The sequence below is a fragment of the Streptomyces sp. NPDC053426 genome, assembly GCF_055585405.1.
Genome location: NZ_JBVJKE010000017.1, coordinates 131,052 through 153,779, shown reverse-complemented (window position 1 = coordinate 153,779; position 22,728 = coordinate 131,052). Strand labels below are relative to the sequence as shown.

Here is a 22,728-nt window from a genome sequence, read left to right as displayed (position 1 = left end):
GACGGGGCTTGCGGAGTCGGGGCCGCTCACCGGGAACCGGCCGGGGCGGGCAGACGTACGGCGTCGAGGGCGGGTGGTGCCGCTCCGGCCGGGACGGTCACCGGTGCGGGAGCGGACGGAGTCGGGACCGCTCACCGGGAACCCGCCGGGGCGGGCAGACGTACGGCGTCGAGGGCGGGTGGTGCCGCTCCGGCCGGGACGGGCACCGGTGCGGGAGCGGACGGAGTCGGGACCGCTCACCGGGAACCCGCCGAGGTGGGCAGGGGTACGGCTTCCAGGGCCGGCGGCGGCGCACCGGGCGGGGCTGACGGAATCGGGGCGGCGCGCCCCGCGGCCGCTCACCAGGAACCCGCCGAGGCGAGCAGACGGACGGCGTCGAGGGCCGGCGGCGCCGCTCCGGGCGGGTGGGTGACGGCCGGGGCGGGCGTCGGGGCGGGGCGGACGGTCGAGCGGGCCGCGTAGACGCGGGCGCCGGGCGGGACGTCGTCCGTGACGGTGGCCATGGCGCCGATCAGGCAGTCGTCGCCGACCGTGACGGGGCCGAGCACGGTGGCGTTGGCGCCGAGGACGACCCGGTCGCCGACCACCGGGTGCCGGCGGGCGCCGGGCGGGCGCGCGTTGTCCGCCCACCAGCCGACCGCCCCCAGCGTGACCTGCTGGTAGATCGTCACGTCGTCGCCGACGACGGCCGTCTGCCCGATCACGACGGACGCGCCGTGGTCGATGAAGACCCGCCGGCCCAGCCGCGCGCCGGGATGGATCTCGACCCCGGTGCGGCGGCGCGCGACACGGGCGACGAGCCGCGCGGCCCAGCGGGTGCGCCCGCGGTGGAGCCGGTGCGCGACACGGTGGGCCCACAGGGCGGACAGACCGGTGTGGCCCAGCGCCTCCCAGCGGCCGCCGAGGGACGGGTCCCGTTCGACGACGACGCCGAGGTCCTCGCGCAGGGTGGTCAGCAGTCCTCGTCGTACGGACATGGTGGTCAACTCCTTCCTGGTCGCTCAGGCCGCCCGCAGCCCCTCCCGGACCGCCGGGGCGACGTCGATGCGGATCTCCTCGCGGACCAGGTGCTCGCACAGCCGGACCGCGCTGTCGGGGTCGGCGGCCGTCACCGCGACGCTGCCGAGCCGGTCCCAGTTGTCGCGCAGCTCCCGTACGGTGTCGCCGGGCCGGACCGAGACCTGGGCGAGCAGCACCTCGGGCCGGGCGGCGACCTCCTCGACGCCGTGGACGGCGGTGACGGTGCCGGGTTCGCGCAGCACGAAACGGGTGACGGCGGCCGCGGCGGGCTCGGGGGGCGCGGCCAGCGGCTCGGTCAGGCCCAGCGGCCAGGCGGCCCCGTAGGCGATCAGGTCGATGCCGTAGGCGGCCTGGACCAGCTCCGAGATGTGGCCGCCGCCGACCCGGTTGTGGGACTCGATGACCATCGGGCCGCGGGCGGAGAGCCGGATCTCGGTGTGGCTCGGCCCGTCGGTGACGTCCATCGCGGTGAGGAAGTCCTGGACCGCGGTGGTGAGCCGGTTCCGGTCGGTGTCGGAGAGCCGGGCGGGCACGACGTGGCCGAGTTCGGCGAAGTGGGCGTCGTCGGTGAGTTTCTCGGTGACGGCGACGACGACGTGACGGCCGGCGAAGCTGAGCGACTCGACGCTGAACTCGGGGCCGTCGATGTAGGACTCCATGAGGAAGCCGTCGACGGTGAACATGGTGGAGCCGCGGTCGGTGCGCCCGCCCCGCATCCGTTCGATCCGTGCCCACACGGCGTCGAGGTCCCGCGGGCCGTCCGCGCGCAGCAGACCGAACCCGGCGGTCGTGGAGACGGGCTTGACGATGAAGGGGTAGCCGGCCCGCTCGCCGAAGGCGGCCAGGGAGGCGCGGTCGTCGACCAGTCCGTGCTCGGGGACGGGCAGGCCCCGCTCGGCGAGTCGACGGCGCATCAGGTACTTGTCGCGCATCCGGCGGCTGGCCTCGTAGCGCCTGCCGTCGCTCAGCCCGAACAGGTCGGCCAGCCGGCCGGCGGTGGTGAGGCCGGGCTCGGTGAGGGAGACCACCGCGTCGGCGCCGTAGACGTCGCGGGCGGCCTCGGCGAAGGGCCGTACGGTCTCCCAGTCGGTGTAGTCCAGCATCAGCAGCGCGTGGGCGGTGTGGTTCTGGTACGGAGTGATCTTGTCGGGGTGCTGGATCAGGACGGTCTTCACCCCGAGCGCGTGGAAGCGCTCCAGATGGGCGTCGACGCCGCCGATCAGCAGCACGGTCGGGACGTGGTTCAACGCGGGGTTCCCTTCGGGGCGGTGGCTTCGCGCACGTCGGCGACGAGCAGGGAACGCACACGGGCGATGCGCTCCTCGGCCTCGGCCGGCGACTGGGCGTCGACGACGACGTAGCCGTGGCGGGTGGCGGAGTCGGTGGTGGGCGGGAGTTCGTCACCGGGGGCGTGGGGGAAGTGCAGGGTGTGCACGTAGGGCAGGGCCCGTACGGCGTCGAGGCCGCGGACCTCCGCCAGACGGCCGGGCGGCAGCAGGAAGAAGCCGACGGACGCGATGTGCAGGGCGGCGGGCGGCTCGGGGACGGCCCCCGCGAGGGTGCGGAAGATCTCCGCCTCGATGTCGTACCCGGTGGCGGTCTCGATGAGCTGGGGGATGCGGTCGCCGCCCAGCCGCGTCTGGGACTCCACGACGCGCGGGCCGTGCTCGGTGAGGATCACCTCCGTGTGGGCGGGCCCGAAGACCAGCCCCGCGGCGTCGAGCAGCCGGGTCACCAGGGTGCGGACGGCGGCGTCGTCGGCGGGGGCCAGGGGGGCCGGGTGGATGTGGGAGGTCTCGACGAACAGGGGTGCGCCGGTGGTGTGCTTGGCGGTGATGCCGATGACGTGGTGCGTGCCGCCGGCGGACAGGGTCTCGACGCTGAACTCCGGCCCTCGCAGGTACTCCTCCACCAGGTACGGGCCGGCGTGTCCCGCGGCGGTGACGCGGCCGGTCCACTCCTCGAGGTCGGCGGCGTCCCGGATCAGGGCGATGCCGCGGCTTCCGGACAGCCGGGTGGGTTTGACCACCACGGGCAGCGGCAGCCGCGACACGGCGGCGGCGACCGCCTCCGTGGTGAGGACGAGTTCGCTGCGCACGGGAGAGATCCCGTGCTCGCCGAGCAGGGCGCGCAGCGCCCCCTTGTCGTTGAGGCGGTGCACGGCGGCGGCGGGGTTGGGCGAGACCCCGAGCGCCTCCGCCTCGGCGACGACCGGGCCCATGCTGCTCTCCGCTCCCAGGTGCAGCACGGTGCCGATGTCGTGGGCCCGGACGGTGGAGGCGATCAGGGCGCGCAGCGCCGCCTCGTCGGAGAAGTCGGTCAGCAGCAGCTCGCGGGCGTGCTCGGCGACCGAGTCGAGGTAGGCCCGCTCGCGCAGGGCCGGGTCCCAGATCGCCCACACCTCGAATCCCGCCCGGGCGGCCTTGCGGACGAACTGGCTGTAGGGCATCACCATCAGCAACCGCTTGTTCGGCACGCCGTGTGTCATGCGGGGCTCCGTTCTCGTAGGACGTCTCTCGACGGCCCACTCATCGTTTTCCGCGCCCGGGAAAGCGGCATCTTCGCCCGTGCGACGCCCCCGACACGCGACTGTGACCTGCGTGTTCATCCGACTTCGCCAAGTCGAACGGCGCCGGGAGGGCCTTGCCGGGACATGGCGACGCCCGGCTCCCCGTGAGGGGGAGCCGGGCGCTGCGGCAGGACCGGGCCGGGGCGCTCAGCCCGTGAGCTGCCGGTCCAGGGCGTGCTCCAGGGGCGTCAGGGGGCGTTCGGGGCACAGCCGCTCGGGGTGCAGGGGCGCGGGGCCGGTCAGCGGCGGCCGCCGCTCGGCGGGCGGGACGGGGCCGATGAACAGCCAGCCGAAGGCGGACAGGGCTTCGTAGACGGGGTGCAGGAAGAAGACGGGGCGGGTCACGGGCGGGCCATCCTTCGTTCGGTGTCGGGTTCCGGTGACCGTCACATCCGGTCCGGCCCGCGGGCATCCTCGGCCGTGCGGTGCTCACCGGCCGCCTCAAGGGCGGCCCGCCCCCGCTCGCCCAGCTCCAGCAGCAGGGCGAGTTCGACGGGCACGGTGTCCTCGCCGCGGTGCAGCATCCGGGCGGCGGCGGCCAGCGCGCCGGCCGCCTTGTCGAGCCGGTCGGCGACCGGGCCCGCGTTGTGCGCCAGCAGATCGCTGCCGGCCCCGGGGAGGGCGGCGACGGCCCGTACGACGCCGGCCAGCTCGTCGCCGGCGAGCGGCAGCAGAGCGGGGTCGACGTCGAGGAGCCCGCCCGCGACGACGGCCGCCACCACGTACGGCACATGGCTGACGGCGGCCATGGCCAGGTCGTGTTCCTGCGGTGTCATGTCGCGGCGGACCGCGCCGCACAGGGCGGCGAGTTCGGCGACCGTCGCCAGCGCCCAGCGGGGGGTGGTGTCGTACGGGCACAGGATCCAGGGCCGGCCGGCGAACCGGGAGGCGGACGGGCCGGCCGCCGGGTCCCCGGCCGGCAGCGGATGGCCGGGGACGTAGCCCTTGAGGTCGCAGCCGCGCAGCTCGGCCTCGGCGGCGACGATGTCCTTGGTCCCGGCGGTGTCGGTGCAGACGTGGCCCAGGCCGCGGGCCTGGGCGTCGTGCAGGACGTCGACGACGGTGGACGGCGGGGTGGCGACGACGACGAGGTCGGCGGGCGGACGGTCGGGGGTCCACGCCGTGCCCGCCCCCGTCCGCCGCGCCCTGGCGACCGCGTCCGCGTCCTGGTCGACGAGGGCCACCTCGACCCCGGCCCCGGTGAGGGCGAGGGCGATCGAGGTACCCGTGACACCGCAGCCGATGACGACGGCGGTGCGCAGGAAGGCGGGTGTCATGTCGGCTCCTGGTGGGGTGCGGGCGGGACGGCTGGTGGGGAGCGGACGCGGGGCGCGGGGGCGGCCGGGCGGACGGTGCCCGCCGCGGTCACCGGGCGGCCGGTGACCGCGGGGCGGACCGGTCTTCGTCTCTCCGCTGGGCGAACTGACCTGGGCGGGACGGCTGGTGGGGAACGGACGCGGGGTGCGGGGGCGACCGGGCGGACGGTACCCGACCCGGTCACCGGGCGGCCGGCGCCCGCGGCGCGGATCAGTGCCCGGCTCCCCGCTCGGCGAACTGGCCCGGCCTGCGGCCCTCTCCGGACGGGCCGCGGTAGGCCTGGGCGATGTCGAGCCAGCGTTCGGCCTCCGCGCCCTCGGCCTCGAGGGCCAGGTCGGCGCGGTGGCGGCGGCGGGTGACCAGGAGGCAGAAGTCCTCGGCCGGGCCGGTGATCCGGTCGGTGGCGTCCTCGGGGCCGAAGGCCCACAGTTCGCCGGTGGGTGAGGTCACCTCGATGCGGAACGGCTCGGCGGGCGGGGTCAGACCGCGGGAGAGGTAGCCGAAGTCGCGGGTGAGGAAGGCGAAGAAGACCAGGTGGAGCAGGCGTCCGGTCGGTTCGCGGCGCACGCCGAGCGCGTCCGCGATGTCCTGCCCGTGGCCGAAGACCTCCATGATCCCCGCGGAGGCGAGCACGGCGGGCGGCAGCGGGTTGACCAGCCAGGGCACCACCTCGCCCTCCGGGACGGCGGCCAGCGCGTCGACGGAGGCCCGGCCCGACGCGCGGAAGCGGGCCAGCAGTTGGTCCGGCGGGAACTGGTTGAACTGGCGCAGCGCGGCGTCCACGGCCCCGTCGAAGTCGTGGGAGGCGCCGGCGGCGATCCGGGCGAAGGCCTCGGGGTCGGAGGCGGCGGTGCCGGCCAGGTGGAAGATGAAGGTCAGGTGGGCGATCTGGTCGGCGATGCGCCAGCCGGGGGCGGGCGTCGGTGCGTTCCAGGCGGCTTCGTCGAGGTCCTCGACGAGGCGGGCGGTCTCCTCGATGTCGGTCGCCAGGTCCTTCAGGACGTCGTTGAGGCTGCTCATGGCCGGGCTCCTTCGGGGTCGGTTCGTGCGAGGGATGCAAGGGATGCGGGGGGTGCAGGGGATGTCCTCGTGGTGTGCGTGTGCCGGTCAGCCACCGGCGGGTGCGGGGCGGGTGGGGCGGGCGTCGGGCAGGGGTACGGCGAAACGGCTTCCGGCGCGAACGGCGGCGGTCAGGGAGGCCCAGGCGGCGAGCTCGACGAGCTCGCGGTCGCCGGGCCGGCCGGCCCGGAACGCGGTCACGTCCGCGTCGGTGATCTGGTAGGGGGCGAGCGCGAGGAGCAGGGACAGCCGTGCGGCGGGCCGCTGGTCGGGGGCGAGCCGGTCGGTGAGGGGGGCGAGCCAGGCGCGGCTCGGGCCGGGCGGCGTGCCGTCGCTGACGGCGAGTTCGGCGTGCAGCAGTTCGCGTACGGGCTCGGGGACCCAGTGCTCGGCGGACGCGTCGACGCAGGCGACGGCGCGGGCCAGGGCCCCGGCGACGGCCGGCTCGGGCCGGGCCCAGGCGAGCGCGGCGGGCAGCGGTGCCGCGGGGAGCAGGCCGAGGGAGGCTCCGGCGGTGACGGTGGTGCCGGTGTCCGGGCGCATGGCCCGTGCGACGATCCGCAGCGCCGGTCCGCGTCCGGCCCTGGGGGCCGCGTCGGGCACGGGCGAGTCGGGCAGGAACAGCCGGACCATCCGGTTGAGGTAGTGGAAGGTGACGGCGGTGGCCAGCAGTTCGGGGACGTGCTCGGCGGGGAAGGGGACGGGCCGCGGCGGGCCGCCGGCGGTGGTGAGGTGGCGGGCCCAGTCGGTGACGGCCGCCAGGGGCGCGGTGTCCGGCCCGGTCAGGGTCTGCAGTTTGGCGCGGTGGACGTCGACGCAGTACGCGCACTCGTTGGCCTGTGACACCCCGGTGGCGACGGCCTCCTTGGCGGCCCGGCCGGCCCGGCCGTCGACGAGGAGGGTCTCGCGCAGCAGGACCCAGCAGGCGGCGAGCGCCTCGGGCGCCGGGGAGTGCAGCGCCAGCGGCGGCGCGAGGATGCCGAACTCCCGGCCGGCCCGGTCGTAGACGTCGGCCACCAGGCCCTTCGCCTCGTGCCGCGGGACCGCGGTGACGTGCCGGATCTGCTTGAGGGAGCCTTTCAGCATGGTTCTCACGAGTGGTCGCACCGCTGTCTCCTGGAATCGCGGGTTGGTTGCGTGAAGCAACTCACCGGGGAAGAGGAAGTCCTGTGAAGCAACTGACCGGTCGGCGGTCCTGTGAAGCGACCGACCGGTCGGCGGGGAGCGCGCCCGCCGGTGCGGGTCACACCCCGGCCGGCTGCCTGGGCTTGTTCCGCAGCAGCGGCAGGACCGCGTTCCGGCCGCTCTTGTAGCCGGTGGGCGCCGGGGCCCCGTAGCTCACGGCCACTCCCCTGCGCTGGGCCTCCGCCACGATGTGCGGGACCGCGCGTTCGGCGACGGCGGCGATGGTCATCGCCGGGTTGACGGTGAGCGCCCCGGGGATCGCGGACCCGTCGGTGACGAAGACACCGGAGTGGCCGCGCAGTTCGTTGGTGTCGTCCAGGGCCGAGGTGCGGGGGTCGTCGCCCATCCGGCAGGAGGCGAGGGGGTGCACGGTGTAGGCGCCGACCAGGTCGTTGGTCCACGGCATCACCTTGGCGAGGCCGTCCTTCTCCAGGATCTCCTTCACTTCCGCGTCGGACTGGTTCCAGCCGTGCCAGGTGTTCTTCGTGGGCCGGTAGGAGAGGTTGCCGCGGCCGAGCATCTGCTGGGAGATGCGCAGGGCGTTGCCGGTCTCCGGCGGCGGGCCGAAGACGCCCTCGTTGTCGTCCTCGATCATCGAGAAGATCGTCAGCCAGGACTTCCAGTTCTTGAGGATCTCCTTCTTCTCCCGGCCGAACCAGGTCGGCCCGGTGGCGTCGGGCACCTGGGCGAGGATGGTGCCGAGGCCCGGCGGGAAGTAGAGCTGCTCCAGCGAGTAGCGGGAGTACTCGGGCAGCGAGCCGTCCAGCTTGTCCCAGCTCGCCACGGTCGGCCCTCTGCCGATCGCGTTGGCGCCGTAGGGCAGCGCGCCGTCGCCGCGGGACAGGCCGAGGAGTTCGGCGACCTTGTCCTCGTTGAGGATGGCCGTGTTGAGCCGCTCCCCGTTGCCGGAGAAGTAGCGGCCGACCGCGTACGGCATCGAACCGAGGTGGGCCTCGCTGCGCTGCAGGATGACCGGGGTGGCCGCGGCGCCGGCCGCCATCACGACGATCTTGGCCTCGATGACGCCGGACTCGTGGTGCACCCGGTAGTCCTGGTCGTCGATGACGTTGTAGTGGATCCGGTAGTCCCCCTCCGCGGTCCGGGTCAGGTGCTGCACCTCGTGCAGGGGCCGTATCTCGGCCCCGTGGGCGATCGCGGCCGGCAGGTAGTTGACGGTGAGCGACTGCTTCGCCTCGAAGCGGCAGCCGGCCATCATGAAGTTGCAGTTGGCGCACTTGGAGTTGTCAATGGCGACGGCGAGCGGGTTGGCGGTGCGTCCGGCGTGGTTGCAGGCCGCGGCCCACAGTCCGCCGGCGTAACTGACGTCGCTCCATTCCTGCTTGCTCACCGAGAGGGACTCCTCGATCCGGTCGTACCAGGGGTCGAGGGTGTCGCGGCTGAGGGCGGCGGGCCACATCCGGCGGCCGATGCTGCCGTGGCGGTCGAAGACGAAGCGCGGGGCGCGCGGCATGGCCGCGAAGTAGACGACGCTGCCGCCGCCGACGCAGTTGCCGCCCAGCACGCTCATCCCGTCGCCGACGACGAAGTCGAAGGCCCGTGTGTAGGAGGAGCCCAGCTTGTAGTCGTGCTCGAAGTCCGTGCTGCGCAGCCACGGGCCGCGCTCCAGGACGGTGACCTTCGCACCGCCGGCGGCGAGGTGGTAGGCGGTGATGGCGCCGCCGAAGCCGCTGCCGATGACCAGGACGTCGGTCTTCTCGATCGCGTTGCTCATGCCGGGCTCCCGGTCGCAGTGGTGTCGGGGTGGAGGTCGGCCAGCTTGCGGCCGTAGCCGAAGTCCGCGAACCGCCACAGACCGTCGGCGTCGGGGGCGGTGATGCCCATCGCCGTGAGGCCGGGGTGGCCCTCCCGTACGGCCTGCGCGGTGTGCAGGTGGGCGGCGGAGTCGAAGGCCATGTTGCAGAACAGGGAGAGCAGGACCCAGAAGTCCTTCTCCGGGTGGCCCGGGGTGGTCAGGGTCTGGATCAGCCGCACCCGGTCCTCGTAGTCGAGGGCCACGAAGGGCGGCACCGTGTCGTCCAGCTCCAGGCCGGCCTCGGCGGCGTGGGTCCTGGCGTGGCCGTTGACGAGTCCGGCCAGGTCCTCCAGGCCGTCGGCGACGCCGGTCGCGTCCCAGCGCAGGAGGTCCAGGGCGCCGGCGGCGACCGCTCCTCCGCCGGTGCCGGCGCCGGCTATCGCCCGGTCGTCGGGCCCGCGCTTCTCGCCGGGAACGATGGTGTCCGCGTAGGCCTCGAGGGTGAGAGTCGCCTCGTCCCCGATTTCGACCCTGCGCTCGGGAATTCTTGCCGATGTCTGCAACTCGTCCTCCCGGTCTCGTTGGTGGGATTCGCCTGGGGTGTGAAAAGAACGTAGAGCTGCCGAGTCTTTTCAAACAACTGACCCCGGCGGCGTTCAGCGAACGGTGAGTTGCATGAATGAACTAGGCGGAGTCGAAGCATCGCCCCGGCCGACCCGGCCAAAAGGCCGTTCGATCGCTTAACGTTCTTGCCGACGTATTCCTCTTCCGTCAGCCACGGGACCACCGTCCCGGAATGAAGGGGAGCCGGAACAATTCGTACCGGTCCAGGGGGGTGTCGAGGTTGGAAAGCACGGACAAGGCTCTGGAACTGCCGACGAACTTCACCCAGCGGGTCCGTATCGCGGTGTTGCGGCCGGCCGACTCCCCCCGGCTGAACGGGGTCGACCCCATGCACGTGCAGCGCCTCGCCGACGTCCTGGCGTCGCTGCCGCCGATACTGGTCCACCGGCCGACGATGCGGATCGTCGACGGTGCGCACCGGGTGGCCGCCGCCGCCCTGAAGGGGCAGGACACCGTCGAGGTGCACTACTTCGACGGTCCCGAGAAGGACGCCTTCCTGCGTTCGGTGTCCGCGAACATCGCCCACGGGCTGCCGCTGTCGACGGCGGACCGCAAGGCCGCCGCCGAGCGCATCCTGCGCTCCCACCCGGACCTCTCCGACCGGACCGTCGCCACCTGCGCCGGCCTGGACCCCAAGACGGTCGCGGCCGTACGGCGCAGTTCAACCGTGGACTCTCCACAGTCGAACACGCGGACGGGCAGCGACGGCCGGGACCATCCGCTGGACCGCACGCTCGAGCGGCTGCGGGCCGCGGAACTCATGACCAGCCGGCCGGACCTGCCGCTGCGGGCCGTCGCCCAGCAGGCCGGCCTGTCCCTGGGCACCGCCCACGACGTGCGCAGACGTCTCCAGCGCGGGGAGACCCCGGTGCCGAGCCGACGGCGCGGCAAGGCGCCGGAGGACCGGCCGGCGGACGCCGGCTCCACCCCGGCCACCCCGGCCGCCCCCGACGCCCCCGCGGACCGGGAGCCCGCACCGGCCGCACCCGGCCGCCCGGCGGCGGGACGGCCGGCCACCGGCGGACGCAGCCGCACACCACTGGAGACACTGCGCAACCTCGCCGCCGACCCGTCGCTGCGCCAGTCCGAGTCCGGCCGCCACTTCCTGCGCTGGCTGCACACCCACTTCGTGGTGGACGAGGCATGGCGGCAGCAGGCGGGCGCCGTCCCCCCGCACTGCACGGCCACCGTGGCCGAACTGGCTCTGCAGTGTTCGCACACCTGGCGCAGGTTCGCCGAGGACCTGACCAGCCGCCGGCTGACCGACATGGGGCCGGCCGGCCCCGTCCGGCCCGCGCCGACGTCCCGGAACTGACAGGCGCGTTATCGCCATTCTCGACCACCAGGGAGAAACGGTGACCTCCACCACGATCGAGCGTGCGGTCCACAGGGTGATCGTCGATATGCAGGCCAATCTGGGCCAGGATCTCACCATCGACGACATGGCGCGCACCGCGATGTTCAGCAAGTTCCACTTCACCCGGGTGTTCCGGGATGTGACGGGAACCTCCCCGGGGCGTTTCCTCTCCGCGCTCCGGCTGCAGGAGGCGAAACGCCTCCTGCTCGACACCACATTCAGCGTGGCCGACATCAGCAGTCAGGTCGGATACAGCAGCGTGGGTACGTTCAGTTCTCGCTTCAAGGCGTGTGTGGGTGTTTCTCCGAGCGTATTCAGAGAACTCGGCGGATTCACCTCGGCCATCGACTCCGACGCGGGCCCCGAGGACGACGGCCCGCGCACCACCCTGCGCGGACAGGTCTCCCTGCCCGAGGGCCGCTCCCCCGGCCACTGCTTCGTCGGCCTCTTCCCCACCCCGGTCCCCCAGGGCCAGCCGGTGCGCTGCACCGTCCTGGACGGCCCCGGCGGCTTCGAGCTGCGCGACATACCCGCGGGCACCTGGTACGTGCTCGTGCACTCCGTCCCGTACGGCAGTGAGGACCTCCCCTCCGGCATCGGGGACGAGGACACCGTCTCCGTCGGCTGCTACGGGCCGGTCACCGTCCACACGGACACCCTGCTGCTGCCCGCCGAGATCACGCTGCGCCCGGTCGGGGAACTGGACCCGCCCGTACTGATGGCCCTGCTCGACCTGCGGGCCAACGCACTGGAACAGGCCGCCGGCTGACGCACACGGGAAGGGGGCGGGCCGTGCGGCCCGCCCCGGGGACCGAACCACCGCCCGGATGGGCCCGGCTTCCCTCCCCCTGGAGGCCGGGCCCATCGTCGTACCGGGGTCACGCGCGGCCGGTCGCCATCGCCGGCAGGTCCGCGTTCGCGGCCGGTCCGGGCCGTGACGGCCCGCTCGGCGGAGACCACGGTGACGGCCGCTCCGGCGGCCTCCGGACGGACGGCGTGAGAGCCCATGACGTCACCTGACGAAGCACCATTAGGCTCGCCCCATGACGGAGTCGCCCCTCACCGAAGCCGAGATCGCCGAGGCCGAACGGGAACTCGGAGTGTCCTTTCCGGAGGAGTACCGAGCGTATCTGCGCGAGGTGAGCGCGGGCGGGGCGCTCTTCCGGCTCGAGCGGACCGGACGTGGTTGGTGGTGGGCCGGGAACCATGAGGGACGGCGCGAGCTGCTGGCTACTCCCTTTCCGCACCCCGACTCCTACGCCGAGGCCGACGACGCACTGATGGCGCGTGAGCCACAGGCTGAGGCGTTCGACGACGACGCCGCCTACCGGGAGGCTCAGTCCGCCTGGGACGACGAGGCCGACAGGTTCGAGGACCTGAAGACAGCCGGTGCGGTCGTCGTCCAGGAGCACGGCTGCGGCTTCTCCACCTTGTTGGCCCTGACCGGCTCTCTGGCCGGCACGGTCTGGTGGGACGGCCGGGCCACCTGCGACCGGATCGTCCCGCTGTCCCTGGACCACGTCGGCGGCGCCCGGCCCGTTCGGTTCGGGGAGTGGCTGGACCACGGTTCCTGGGCGCTCCTGCCGCCGGGCTGGGGGCCGTCCGTTCCGTCGAGTCCTGTGGTCCACCGTCGGGTTTCGGCTTCGTGGTCAGCGTCGGCTCCGGACGAGGACGGCCACGGAACAAGAACCTAGACCCGTTCCAGCGGGCGGTGAGGGAGGGGCGGGAGCTCGACCCGGACGGAATCGTCGGGGCGGACGGTCCCTCCACGGCGGACCACGGCCATGACGCCGCACTTGAAGACGAACTCGCCCGACACCGGGTCCAGGGCGAAGACCTCAGCCAGCAGCCCCTTGCGGAAGTCGTTGATCTTCGAGCACGGGTTGCGCAGTCCCGTCACCTCGATCACCGCCTGCTCCCCGAGATGGAGCAGAGCGCCGGTGGGCAGGCCCAGCAGGTCCACCCCGCGCGTGGTGATGTTCTCGCCGAGCCGGCCCGCGGAGACCTCGAAGCCCTTGAGCGCGAGTTCGTCGAAGAGTTCCTCGTGCATCAGGTGGACCTGGCGCAGGTTGGGCAGGTCCGGCTCGTAGGTCATGCGGAACTGGTGGCGGATCGTCTCACCCGCGTGAACGTCTCCTTCCACGCCGAGCCCCGCGAGCAGCGTGATGGAAGCGTGGTTGGGCTTGCTGAACGAGTACGCCTCGTTGCGGCTCACCGCGGTGATCCGACCGGACATCACGCCCTCCCCACCCGTTGCCCTTGCGCGACCTGTCGATCATAGAGGTGGTGCGGCCGGCCTCGGGGAGGAAAGGCGTGCGGTGAGCGGACCTCATCGGGCGGATGCGCCAGGGTGACGGCGCGCTGGTGGCGAGTCCGGCCGTCGGTGCGCGCCCGTACCGTACCGACGGGCCCGACGGCCGCCCGACGCACGAGCGCCCCGCCGGACGGAACCCGCCGGCGGGGCGTTCGTGCGTCAGTCCGCCTCGCGGACCGTCATCGGCAGGCCGCCGCGCATCCGCAGCGACATCATCGGTTCCGGTACGCCCCGGTGCCCCGGTACGACGTCCAGGTCCAGGTCGCGGGTGACCAGCGCGGTGACGAAGACGGCCTCCATCATCCCGAGGCCGCTGCCCACGCAGAACCGGGGTCCCGCGCCGAAGGGGATGTAGGCGTACCGGGGGCGGTTGGCGGTCCGTGCCGCGTCGAAGCGGCCCGGGTCGAACCGCTCGGGGTCGTCCCACAGGTCCGGGTGGCGGTGCAGGGTGTAGGGGCAGACCAGGACGTCGGCTCCGGCCGGGACCGGGAAACCGCCCACCTCGTCGGCCCGCTGCGCGACGCGCGGCAGGATCCACACCGGCGGGTACAGGCGCATGGCCTCCTGGACCACCTGGGTGGTGTACGTCAGCTTGTGCAGGTCGTCGGCGTCCGGCGTCCGGCCGCCGGCCAGGACGGCGCGGGCCTCGTCCCGCAGCAGGTCGCGCACGTGCGGGTGGCGCGCCAGCAGGAACAGGGTCCAGCCCAGGGTGCTCGCCGTGGTCTCGTGCCCGGCCAGCAGCAGGGTGACGAGTTCCTCGCGCAGCAGCCGGCGGCCCACGGCGGGGTCGTCGTGCCGGCGCGCGGCCAGGATCATCCGGGCGAACGCGTCGTCGCCGGGATCGGACTCGTCCAGCCGGGAGGCGCGGTCGGCGACCAGTTCGTCGACGGTCCGGGCCAGGTCCCGGCGGGCCCTGCGGAACCGCCGCTGGGTGGCCAGCGGCACCCAGGTCGGCACCAGTCCCTGCGTCACCATGTCGAACATCGCCTGGTCCTGGACCGCCTCGAAGGCGTGGGCGATGCCGCCGTGGCCGTCCAGGGACGTGTCCATGAGGGTGCGGCCCAGCACTCCGAGGGTCAGCCCGGTGACCTCCTTGAGCACGTCGACGGGTCCCTGCCCGGCCCTGGTGCGCAGCAGGGCGACCAGCGCGGCCGCCTCCTCGGCGACCGCTCCCGCCTGTTCGGCGATGCGCCGGGGCCGGAACGCGGGCTGGACGTTGGTGCGCTGGGCGCGCCACAGCTCGCCCTCGCTGGTGAGCAGCCCGTCCCCGAGGATCTTGCGGGACTCCACCAGGCCGATGCCCTTGTGGTAGTTGGCGGCGTTGTCGGCCAGGACGTGCTTGGCGTAGTCGGGCCGGTTGAAGATGTACATCTTCTTCGGCCCCATGGCGACCCGCACGGCGTCGGACAGCCGGGCGGCGTCCTCCATCATGCCGAGCCGGTCCACGGCGAGTTTGCGCAGCAGCCCGGGCAGGGCCCACACCGGCGGGCCCGGGGGGTGCACGCCCATGTCACACCTCCGGTCCCCGGTCGGAGAGCTGCCGGAAGCGGCCGCCGTGGAACACCAGCGGCTCGCGCTCCGGCGCCTGGTCCAGGGCGAGCACGCGGCCCAGGAAGACCGCGTGGTCGCCACCGTCGTACGTCCGCCAGCTCGCGCATTCGAAGTGGGCCGCCGCCCCCGCGATCAGGGGGGCGGCGCTCCGGTGTCCCGGCAGCCAGCCGACTGCGTCGAACTGCCGCGCGCCGGCGGGCCGCGAGCGGCTGGCGAAGTACCGGGCCACGTCCTCCTGGTCCGCGGCCAGCACCGACACGGCGAACGTGTCGGCCTCGGCGAGGCTCCGGTACATGCCGGCGTCCCTGCCGACGCACAGCAGGACGAGCGCCGGGTCGAGGGAGACGGAGGTGAACGAGTTGGCGGTCATGCCCCGCGGGGAGGCGCCGCCGACCGTCACCACGGTCACCCCGGTGGCGAACGCCCCGAAGGCCCGCCGCAGCCGGGTGGCATCGCCCGCGGAGGCGGTCCACGGCGGCGCGGCGGTCAGGGTGCTCATGCCGTCCGTCCCGTCAGGGAGGCGGGCCGCGCGCCGTACGGCTGGAGCGCGCGGGCCAGGGCCTCCGGGATGAGGGAGGGCACCGTGTTGGTGTTCGGGCCGCGCATGCAGGCGATGCGCTGGCGGCCGCGGGCCACCAGGACCTCGGCGCCGCCGGTGACCTTGATGTAGTCGAAGCTGAACTCCAGCTGTGTCTGGCCCAGTTCGGACAGGCGCATCCGGATGGACAGCTCGTCGAACGCGGTGATCTCGGCGAAGAACTCGCAGTCCACCTTCAGCGTGAACAGCTTGAGGTCGTCCTGGAGGTCCGCCAGGATCTCCGGGGCCTTGTCCTGGAGGAACATCTCCCGGCAACGCCCCTGCCAGCGCAGGTAGTTGACGTAGTAGACGTTGCCGACGAGGTTGGTCTCCTCGAAGCCGACGGTGTGCCGGTACTCGAAGTAGTCTTCCGCCATGGTCTAGGCCCGCCCTTCGGTTCGGTCCGTGTCGTGCACGAGGAAGGCGAAGACCGCGGGTTCCAGGGCGTCGCGCAGCGCGGTGACGAAGGTGGCGATGCGGATGCCGCCGACGGCGAACTCCACCCACGCCTCCCTGCGTCCGGGCAGCACGGTCAGCGGTGCCCCCGCCATGATCCCGGCCTTCTGGAGGCACTCGACGGCGCTCCACACCCGCGTGGCGGCGGTGTCGGGCGCCTCACCGGTCTCCTTGGCGACCAGCCGCGCCACCGGGGCGTGCTCGCCGAGCAGCCCCTGCCATTCGGCCTCCGAGCGCATGCTGACCGCTTCGATGTCGCAGGCCACCTCCGAGCCGGAGACGGCGCTGAGGGTCACCCCGAGTCCGTGTGCCGCGGACATCGACAGGTGCCGGTCCGGCGGGAGTTCGGGGCGTCCGTCGGGCCGGTGGCCGACCGTCACCGGGGTGCCCAGGGCGCGGGCCGCCGCGTCCGTGGTGAAACCGCGGCGCTGGGTCACCGAGCCGGCGGGCCGTCCGCCGTGCGGTTCGACGGCGACCGCGATCCGGGCGTCCAGGACGTCCTCGAGCGTGCGCTCCAGGTACGGGCCGAGCAGGGGCGCGACCCAGGGTCCTGCCCCGTCGGTCCGGCGCACGGCGTGCAGGGTCAGTCCCTCCCAGCGCTCGACGACGGTGCCGTCCTCGTCCCGTACGGCGATGTCGTAGACGTAGGTGTTGCCGTCCCGGCTGCGTTCGACGGCCGTGTACCTCAGCCGCTCCGGCACGTGGTCGCCGGAGCCGAGCGGGTGGATCCGCTCGACGCCGGAGGGCAGCAGGGTGGCGTCGGGCACGCAGACCTGGTTGCCGTGCATGAGCGCGTCGCGCATGCCCGGGTCGGCCAGCAGCAGCTGCCCCGGCAGGAATCCGGCGAACCAGCCCTCGGGCCGGCGCCGCACGTCGACGTCGGCGTCGACGTGCCGGGCCGCGGCCCGGTGGAAGCGGCGCAGTCGCTGGAAACGCTCGCCCTGGAAGAGCAGCCCGCCGTACAGGTCGGCGGCCGGGTCGAGCGGGACCGGGGCGGTGCCCTCGGGCACCTGCTCGGGCGGTCCGTCGGGGGCCTGGGCGCCGCCGAAGACGAGCCGGGCCCGGAAGTGCTCGGCCACGAAGCCGGTGTCCTCGGCGTGCACGGCGACGTCGACGGTGTCGCGGCCGGTGACGGTGGCGGCGACGCGGATCCGGGTGCTGCCGTCCGGCGGTACGACGATGGGCCGCAGGAACTTCGCCCCCTCGATGACGGGGGTGCCGTCCCAGCCGGTCGCGGCGGTCGCGACCTGCGTCATCGCCTCCATGCCCATGACGGCGGGCAGCAGCAGGTTGCCGTCGAGCAGGTGGTCGGCCAGGTAGGGGTCGGTGCCCGCGTTCAGCTCCACCTCGGTGACGAGTTCGACGCCGTGGTAGCGCACCAGCGGGTTGCCGGTGAACCGCAGCAGCGGCAGCGGCGGCAGGTCGCGGCGTACGGTCTCGATGCCCTCGGTGCGGCCGCTGACGACCGTGACCACGGGGGCGTCCGGGTCGGAGATCAGGCGCAGCAGGATCTCCACGCCCTGGTCGGGCGAGACGGGCGTGATGCCCTCGCGGGAGAGCGACTCGACGACGGAGAGCTTCTCGCCCATGCCGACGCCCGACCACACCGACCACTCCACGCACCTCGCGCGCAGCCGCGGATGGGTACGGGCGGTCTCCTCGGTGAGGTCGGCCAGCCACTCGTTGGCGGTGGCGTAGTGGGCCTCGCCGCGCAGTCCCGCCCGGCCGATGATGCTGCCGAAGGAGACCAGCAGCTTCAGCCCGCCGGTCCCCACCGCGTCGAGGACGGTGCGCAGGCCGTCGACCTTCGGGGCGAAGGTGCGGCGGAAGTCCTCCGTGTCCAGTTCGGTCAGGGGGGCCGGTTCGTTGCGGCCGGCTCCGTGCAGTACGCCGGTGATCTTCCCCAGCGCCTTCTCCAGCTCGGCGACGGCCGCCGCGGTCCGCTCGGGGTCGGTGACGTCGGCGCGGGCGTAGTGCACGCCGACGCCGCTGTCGGCCATCCGCGCCAGGTTCTCGGCGAGTTCGGTGTCGGCGGCCGGGTCCGACCGGCCGAGCACGGCCAGCTTCGCCCCGGTCCTCCGGGCGACGGCCAGGGCGCACTCGGCGGAGATGCCCTTGCCGCCGCCGGTCACCAGCAGTACGTCCGCGGCGCCGAGCGGGAGGTCGGTGTTCTCCTGCTCGGCCGGCAGGGCCCGCAGGGTCGGCACGCGCCGCACCCCGGCCGTGTCGTAGTGGGCCTCGCTGAACCGGGCGGTCGCGCGGACCTCGGCGACGACACGTGCCACCGCGTCCCCGTCCAGCGGGGTCTGGACGATCGTGGTGCGCAGGTGCGGGGCCTCCTGGTGCAGGGTCTTGGCCAGGCCCGCCGCGCCGCGTCCGTCCTGCACCAGGACGAACCGCCGCTGCCGGTCCCCCGCCAGGGCGTTCCTGGCGGCGGCGAGCACCTCGTCCACCTGCTGCGGGGTGCAGCCCCGGGGCAGGACGGCGAGGACGCCGGCGCCGGTGCCGGCTCCTTCCAGCGCCTTCTTCAGGTCCTGGCAGAAGGTCTGCTCGGCGGTGCCGAACAGTTCCCACACGCCGTCCGCCTCGGCGGCGCCGGCCGGCGGCACGGCCACCTCCGCCAGGTCCACGGCGAACGGCCGCGCCCAGGGTGCGGCGCCCGTCACCGCGGCGGCGCCGGCGGTGTCCTCGGCCGCCGTGGCGCCGGTGCTGACCAGGGTGTCCAGGGCCTCGGCGAGTTCGGTGAGGCTGGCGGTGGCGAAGTTGGTCGAGAGCTGGGTCGGCGCGATGCCGAGCCGGGACGCCGCGAGGTTGACGATCTGGCCGACGGTGATGGAGCTCAGGTGCAGGTCGTCCAGGAGCCGGCTGTCGGGGTCGACGAGTTCGGCCGGGAGCTCGGCGCGTTCGGCGACCAGGGCGCGCAGCACGTCCAGCGCCGTCTCCCGCTCCGTGGCCGTCTCCTCGACGGCGGGGGACGCCCCGCCCGTGGAGACCGCGGGCACGGCGGCCGGAGAGGCCTGGGCGGCGGACGTACGCGCCTGGACGGCGGTCGCGTGCGCCGGTGCCGCGGTCGCGCCGGCCGTGACCTGTGCGGCCGCAGGGACCCGTGCGGTCGCCGGACGCGGCGCGCGGACGGCGGGCGGGCCGTCGTGGGGCGCCCGCTCGCACGGGCTGGCGAGGAAGGAGAACTCCTGGCCCACCTTCAGCGGCCGGATCAGCCGGTCCCGGAAGAGGACGTCGAGCGCGATGGGCGCGCCCGCGACGAACGCGGCGCCCGCGACGCCCAGGAGGCCGCGCAGCGACTCGTCGTCGGTGTCCAGCGCGACGGCCGGTACGTCCGTGGCCGACCGCGCGATGCCGCTGAGCACCCGGCCCGGCCCGACCTCGACGAACAGGTCGGCGTGCCGGGCCGCCTCGCGCACCGCCTGGGTGAAGCGGACGGGAGCGGTGATCTGGCGGCTCAGCAGCTCGGGGACGTCGGTGTCCCGGTCCAGTTCGCCGCCGGTGACGGTGGAGACGACCCTGCCGTGGACCTGTCCGAGGCCCGCCCCGGCCAGCCAGGTGCCGAAGGACTCGGCCGCCGGGGCGACCAGGGGCGAGTGGAAGGCGTGGGAGACGGCGAGCCGGGTGCAGCCCACGCCGGCCTCACCGGCCCGGCGCTCGACGTCCCGGACCGCCTCGACGGTGCCGGCGACCACGGTCTGTCCGGGGCCGTTGTATCCGGCGACGACCACGTCGAGGCCGGTGACGAGCTCCTCCGTCCGCTCGGGGGACGCCTGCAGGGAGGCCATGGTGCCCGAGGCGCTGTGCCGGGCCATGGCCCCGCCGCGTACCCGCGCCGCCTCCAGCAGCGTCCGCTCGTCGAAGGCTCCCGCCCAGTGCAGGGCCGAGAGCTCGCCGAGGCTGTGGCCGACGGCGACGGCCGCCTCCAGGCGCAGCGTGTCGAGGACGCGCAGTCCGGCGGCGGAGCCGGTGGCGATGCGCGGCTGGGCCACGTCGGTGGCGACCATGTCGCCGCCGCTCGGCAGGCCGGCCCGTTCGAAGACGTCGGCGGCCTGCGCGAAACGGCGGCGCAGCGCGCCTCCGCCGGTGCCCTTGCCCGAGCCCTGCCCCGGGAAGAGGAACCCGATCCGGGCGGGTCCGGTGACCTTGCCCAGGAAGCCGCGCGCGTCGGCGGCGGTGTGGGTGCTCTCGCCGTTCTCCAGCAGGCCGGCCAGGTGGCGCAGGCGCCGCTCGGCGTCCTCCGGGGAGGAGACGACGACGGCCGCGCGGTGCGGCCTGCCCCGCAGTTCGCGCTGGAGGGTGGCGGCCAGGTCGGCGACCTGCCCGTAGGAGACCCGGGCGACGAAGTCGGCGACCTCGGTGATCCGGGTGCGCAGGTGCCGGGGCGACTCGGCGTCGAGGACGAGCAGTTCGCAGTCCTGCGGGGCGTACGCCGGCTCGACGGGCCGGCGGCGCGCCGGCGGCCGGCGCCGGACGGCGGGTTCGTCGAGGACCACGTGCGTGTTGATGCCGCCGAAGCCCATGGCGGTGATGCCGGCCCGGCGCGGCACCCCCTCGGGCCAGGGTTCCGCCCGGCGCAGCGCCTTGAGGTTGGCCTGGTCGCCGGTGAGCACGTCGTGCGGGTCGACGGTGCCGATCGACGGCGGGACGGTGTGGTTGTCGAGGGCCAGGGCGGCCTTGATCAGGCCCGCCACGCCGGCGGCGGCCTTGGTGTGGCCGATCATGCCCTTGACCGAGGTGATGGCGGCGACGGGGACGTCCGGTCCCGCCGCGGCGCGTTCCTCGGTGAGCGCGGTGAGTTCGGTGGTGTCGCCGACGGGGGTCCCGGTGCCGTGGCCCTCGAAGAGGCGGACCGTCTCGATGCCGAAGCCGGCCCGTTCGTAGGCGCGTCGCAGGGCCAGCCGGTAGCCGCTGACCTCGGGGCGGGTGATCCCGCCCTGTCCGTCCGAGGAGACGCCCCAGCCCGCGATGGTGGCGTAGACGCGGTGGCCCGCCGCGAGGGCGTCCTCCTCGCGCATCAGGACGACGATCCCGCAGCCCTCCCCCGGCCAGAAGCCGTTGGAGCCGCGGTCGTAGAGCCTCATCTCGCCCTTGGCGAGGGCGCCCGTCTTGGCGAAGCCGATGATCTCGAACGGGTCGATCGACAGGTCCACGCCGCCGGCGACACCGACGTCGATGTCGCCGGAGAGGAGCGCGGTGCCGGCCGTGGTGACCGACAGCAGGGAGGAGGAGCACGCCCCGTCGACGGTGTATCCGCCGCCGCCCAGGTCGAAGTGGTTGCAGATGCGGCCCGCGATGGTGTTGGCGAGCCCGCCGGCGAGCGAGTCCTCGTCGACGGCGGGGAACGGCTCCTTGTACGAGGTCTCGACCTCGGCGAGGAAGTCCGCGATGCGGGCGTCGTCCCAGCCGTCCTGCCCGGCGAGGGCGGAGGCCATCACGCGCCGTACGTAGGGCCAGCGCAGCCGCATGACGTTCGCGCGGGAGAACTCGCCGGTGAGCGTGTTGCCCACCACCACTCCGGTGCGTTCGCGCGGCAGTCCCTCGCCGCCGGGGAACCCGGCGTCGGCCAGGGCCCGTCCGGCGGTGTCGAGGGCGAGCCAGTGCGTCATGTCCGTCGAGCGGAAGGTGCTGCCCGCGATGCGGTGGGCGACCCGGTCGAACGCGTAGCCCTCGATGACGGCGGCGTTGCGGGCGTAGAAGGTGTCGGGGGTGGACGGGTCGGCGTCCCAGTAGTCGTCCAGGTTCATCCGGACGTCGGGCAGCCGGCGGAAGGCACGCCGTCCGGCGACGGCGTTGTCCCACAGTTCCTGGGGGGAGTCGGCGTCGGGGTAGCGGCACGCTATGCCGACGATGGCGATTCTGCTCATGTGGTCACCGGCACCTTACGAGTCGGCTCCGAGGCCGCGGGCGGGCAGGCGCAGGCGTCCGCCGGGCAGTCGCACGCCGGGGCGGGCTCGGTGTTCGGGTCCGTGGTCCGTCCGGTCGCGCCGTCCCGGTCCACGGTCTTCTCCACGTTCTGTTCGACGGCGGCCAGTGCCAGGGCCTCCTCGGCGCGCCGCTTGGCCACGATGTCCGCGGTCCACAGGAAGGCGCCCCGGATCGCGCAGACGAGCGCGGTGGCGAAGAAGAGGCCGTAGGCCACGCTCATGGCGGTCAGGACGCCGTACATGGCGGCGACTCCGCCGCCGAAGGCGATCTGGCCCCACTTGGAGGACGGGGTCGTACCGGGGTCCGTGATCATGTAGTTGGTGAAGAGCACGAACGCGACGCCGGTCATCATCGCCAGGGCCGCCGGGATGGAGGTGCCGAACATCAGGCCGCGCACGACGGCCTGGAGGGCGAAGCCGCCGACCCAGGCGAGGATGAGCCACATGCGCTCGGTGAGCTTGGCGTTGAGCATCGTGCCGAAGGTGATGATGATCGCCGGGACGAGCCAGTCGAAGCCGCCGTCGAGGTACTCGGTGAACTGGTACGGCGGTGCGATGGAGGCCCACGGGAACAGCAGCAGGATGACGGCGATCCCGAAGTTCGACGGGTTCATGACATGCCGCATACGGCCCTTGACCGGGGCCCTGAGCACCCACTTGGTGCCGACGGCGACGATGACGCCGAAGATCATGACCCAGATGACGTCGTTGACGTAGGAGAGCATGTTCACCGCGAGCGCGGTGATGTGGGCCGGGAGCAGGAACTCCGCCAGGCCCTTGAAGCCGTTGCCCTTGAAGCGGGGGGCGCGGCCCTCGGCCCGGGCGCCGATCGCCTCCAGGGCGACGTCCAGCGCGTAGGCGACGGCCAGGGCGATGAAGGGCCAGGTCCAGGGCTGCTCGAAGCCGAGCACGGTGTAGCCGAAGACGTTGAGCACGGAGATCGAGATGGCGAATCTCCGCAGCGCCGTGACGACCTTCGTGCTGTGGCGCGGGTTGGCGGTCTGGGACGGGGACAT

At 73.7% G+C, this 22,728-nt stretch carries 18 protein-coding genes; 3 read left to right on the top strand and 15 right to left on the bottom strand.

The genetic code is table 11. From position 1 onward, the window contains the following. Nucleotides 1–338: 338 nt before the first annotated feature. From epsC to ACZ62B_RS30335, 9 genes are all read right to left on the bottom strand, one after another. Nucleotides 339–977, bottom strand: a complete 639-nt coding sequence (epsC, locus tag ACZ62B_RS30375; protein ID WP_344561260.1) for a serine O-acetyltransferase EpsC — start codon at nt 975–977, stop codon at nt 339–341. A 24-nt stretch (nt 978–1,001) separates the two neighbouring features. Then, complete coding sequence (locus ACZ62B_RS30370; protein WP_469692836.1) at nt 1,002–2,267, bottom strand: ATP-grasp domain-containing protein; 1,266 nt, start codon at nt 2,265–2,267, stop codon at nt 1,002–1,004. Next, a complete protein-coding gene (locus ACZ62B_RS30365; protein ID WP_344561264.1) occupies nt 2,264–3,508 on the bottom strand; it encodes an ATP-grasp domain-containing protein in 1,245 nt (414 codons plus the stop codon). Before ACZ62B_RS30365 ends, ACZ62B_RS30370 begins: the two co-directional genes overlap by 4 nt. A 228-nt stretch (nt 3,509–3,736) precedes the next feature. Then, nucleotides 3,737–3,934: a DUF6059 family protein gene (locus ACZ62B_RS30360; RefSeq protein WP_344561266.1), complete on the bottom strand. Its 198-nt coding sequence runs from the start codon at nt 3,932–3,934 to the stop codon at nt 3,737–3,739. A 41-nt stretch (nt 3,935–3,975) separates the two neighbouring features. Next, nucleotides 3,976–4,866, bottom strand: coding sequence for a prephenate dehydrogenase/arogenate dehydrogenase family protein (locus ACZ62B_RS30355; protein WP_344561268.1), 891 nt, complete (start codon nt 4,864–4,866; stop codon nt 3,976–3,978). Nucleotides 4,867–5,116: 250 nt separating this feature from the next. Further along, the gene (locus ACZ62B_RS30350) at nt 5,117–5,926 is read right to left on the bottom strand and encodes a TIGR03084 family metal-binding protein (RefSeq protein WP_344561270.1); all 810 of its coding nucleotides are present in this window, start codon (nt 5,924–5,926) and stop codon (nt 5,117–5,119) included. Between the two features lie 87 nt (nt 5,927–6,013). Beyond that, nucleotides 6,014–7,072, bottom strand: a complete 1,059-nt coding sequence (locus tag ACZ62B_RS30345) for a carboxymuconolactone decarboxylase family protein (protein ID WP_469692833.1) — start codon at nt 7,070–7,072, stop codon at nt 6,014–6,016. 136 nt (nt 7,073–7,208) lie between these two features. Continuing rightward, nucleotides 7,209–8,882, bottom strand: coding sequence for an FAD-dependent oxidoreductase (locus ACZ62B_RS30340; protein ID WP_468724069.1), 1,674 nt, complete (start codon nt 8,880–8,882; stop codon nt 7,209–7,211). After that, entirely contained in the window at nt 8,879–9,466 is a 588-nt protein-coding gene (locus tag ACZ62B_RS30335; RefSeq protein ID WP_469692831.1) for a DUF5987 family protein, read from the bottom strand. Before ACZ62B_RS30335 ends, ACZ62B_RS30340 begins: the two co-directional genes overlap by 4 nt. Before the next feature lie 308 nt (nt 9,467–9,774). On the opposite strand from ACZ62B_RS30335, the gene ACZ62B_RS30330 reads away from it, so the two are divergent. The 3 genes from ACZ62B_RS30330 (at nt 9,775) to ACZ62B_RS30320 (ending at nt 12,578) form a co-directional block, all read left to right on the top strand. After that, entirely contained in the window at nt 9,775–10,842 is a 1,068-nt protein-coding gene (locus tag ACZ62B_RS30330; protein ID WP_469692861.1) for a ParB/RepB/Spo0J family partition protein, read from the top strand. An 88-nt stretch (nt 10,843–10,930) separates the two neighbouring features. Next, complete coding sequence (locus ACZ62B_RS30325; RefSeq protein ID WP_382051927.1) at nt 10,931–11,653, top strand: helix-turn-helix transcriptional regulator; 723 nt, start codon at nt 10,931–10,933, stop codon at nt 11,651–11,653. Nucleotides 11,654–11,927: 274 nt separating this feature from the next. After that, entirely contained in the window at nt 11,928–12,578 is a 651-nt protein-coding gene (locus ACZ62B_RS30320; protein WP_469692830.1) for an SMI1/KNR4 family protein, read from the top strand. On the opposite strand, the gene ACZ62B_RS30315 is transcribed toward ACZ62B_RS30320, so the two are convergent. The 6 genes from ACZ62B_RS30315 to ACZ62B_RS30290 form a co-directional block, all read right to left on the bottom strand. Then, nucleotides 12,575–13,120 carry an MOSC domain-containing protein gene (locus ACZ62B_RS30315; RefSeq protein ID WP_344561303.1) on the bottom strand — a complete coding sequence of 182 codons (546 nt, stop codon included), beginning with the start codon at nt 13,118–13,120 and terminating at the stop codon, nt 12,575–12,577. The genes ACZ62B_RS30320 and ACZ62B_RS30315 overlap by 4 nt on opposite strands. 237 nt (nt 13,121–13,357) lie before the next feature. After that, nucleotides 13,358–14,707, bottom strand: a complete 1,350-nt coding sequence (locus ACZ62B_RS30310; protein WP_469692828.1) for a cytochrome P450 — start codon at nt 14,705–14,707, stop codon at nt 13,358–13,360. 1 nt (nt 14,708) lies between these two features. After that, a complete protein-coding gene (locus tag ACZ62B_RS30305; RefSeq protein WP_344561307.1) occupies nt 14,709–15,248 on the bottom strand; it encodes a flavin reductase family protein in 540 nt (179 codons plus the stop codon). Further along, nucleotides 15,245–15,703, bottom strand: coding sequence for an acyl-CoA thioesterase (locus tag ACZ62B_RS30300; protein WP_344561309.1), 459 nt, complete (start codon nt 15,701–15,703; stop codon nt 15,245–15,247). The genes ACZ62B_RS30305 and ACZ62B_RS30300 overlap by 4 nt, the downstream gene beginning before the upstream one ends. 3 nt (nt 15,704–15,706) lie before the next feature. Further along, nucleotides 15,707–21,652: an SDR family NAD(P)-dependent oxidoreductase gene (locus ACZ62B_RS30295; RefSeq protein ID WP_468889681.1), complete on the bottom strand. Its 5,946-nt coding sequence runs from the start codon at nt 21,650–21,652 to the stop codon at nt 15,707–15,709. Continuing rightward, on the bottom strand, nt 21,649–22,728 hold the full coding sequence (locus tag ACZ62B_RS30290) for an enediyne biosynthesis protein (protein WP_344561313.1): 1,080 nt from the start codon (nt 22,726–22,728) through the stop codon (nt 21,649–21,651). Before ACZ62B_RS30290 ends, ACZ62B_RS30295 begins: the two co-directional genes overlap by 4 nt.

What these genes read in the sequence shown, in the direction of transcription:
- epsC (WP_344561260.1), bottom strand. Translation starts at nt 977, where the DNA reads ATGTCCGTACGACGAGGACTGCTGACCACCCTGCGCGAGGACCTCGGC.
- ACZ62B_RS30365 (WP_344561264.1), bottom strand. Translation starts at nt 3,508, where the DNA reads ATGACACACGGCGTGCCGAACAAGCGGTTGCTGATGGTGATGCCCTAC.
- ACZ62B_RS30355 (WP_344561268.1), bottom strand. Translation starts at nt 4,866, where the DNA reads ATGACACCCGCCTTCCTGCGCACCGCCGTCGTCATCGGCTGCGGTGTC.
- ACZ62B_RS30350 (WP_344561270.1), bottom strand. Translation starts at nt 5,926, where the DNA reads ATGAGCAGCCTCAACGACGTCCTGAAGGACCTGGCGACCGACATCGAG.
- ACZ62B_RS30340 (WP_468724069.1), bottom strand. Translation starts at nt 8,882, where the DNA reads ATGAGCAACGCGATCGAGAAGACCGACGTCCTGGTCATCGGCAGCGGC.
- ACZ62B_RS30325 (WP_382051927.1), top strand. Translation starts at nt 10,931, where the DNA reads ATGCAGGCCAATCTGGGCCAGGATCTCACCATCGACGACATGGCGCGC.
- ACZ62B_RS30320 (WP_469692830.1), top strand. Translation starts at nt 11,928, where the DNA reads ATGACGGAGTCGCCCCTCACCGAAGCCGAGATCGCCGAGGCCGAACGG.
- ACZ62B_RS30315 (WP_344561303.1), bottom strand. Translation starts at nt 13,120, where the DNA reads ATGTCCGGTCGGATCACCGCGGTGAGCCGCAACGAGGCGTACTCGTTC.
- ACZ62B_RS30310 (WP_469692828.1), bottom strand. Translation starts at nt 14,707, where the DNA reads ATGGGCGTGCACCCCCCGGGCCCGCCGGTGTGGGCCCTGCCCGGGCTG.
- ACZ62B_RS30305 (WP_344561307.1), bottom strand. Translation starts at nt 15,248, where the DNA reads ATGAGCACCCTGACCGCCGCGCCGCCGTGGACCGCCTCCGCGGGCGAT.
- ACZ62B_RS30300 (WP_344561309.1), bottom strand. Translation starts at nt 15,703, where the DNA reads ATGGCGGAAGACTACTTCGAGTACCGGCACACCGTCGGCTTCGAGGAG.
- ACZ62B_RS30295 (WP_468889681.1), bottom strand. Translation starts at nt 21,652, where the DNA reads ATGAGCAGAATCGCCATCGTCGGCATAGCGTGCCGCTACCCCGACGCC.
- ACZ62B_RS30290 (WP_344561313.1), bottom strand. Translation starts at nt 22,728, where the DNA reads ATGTCCCCGTCCCAGACCGCCAACCCGCGCCACAGCACGAAGGTCGTC.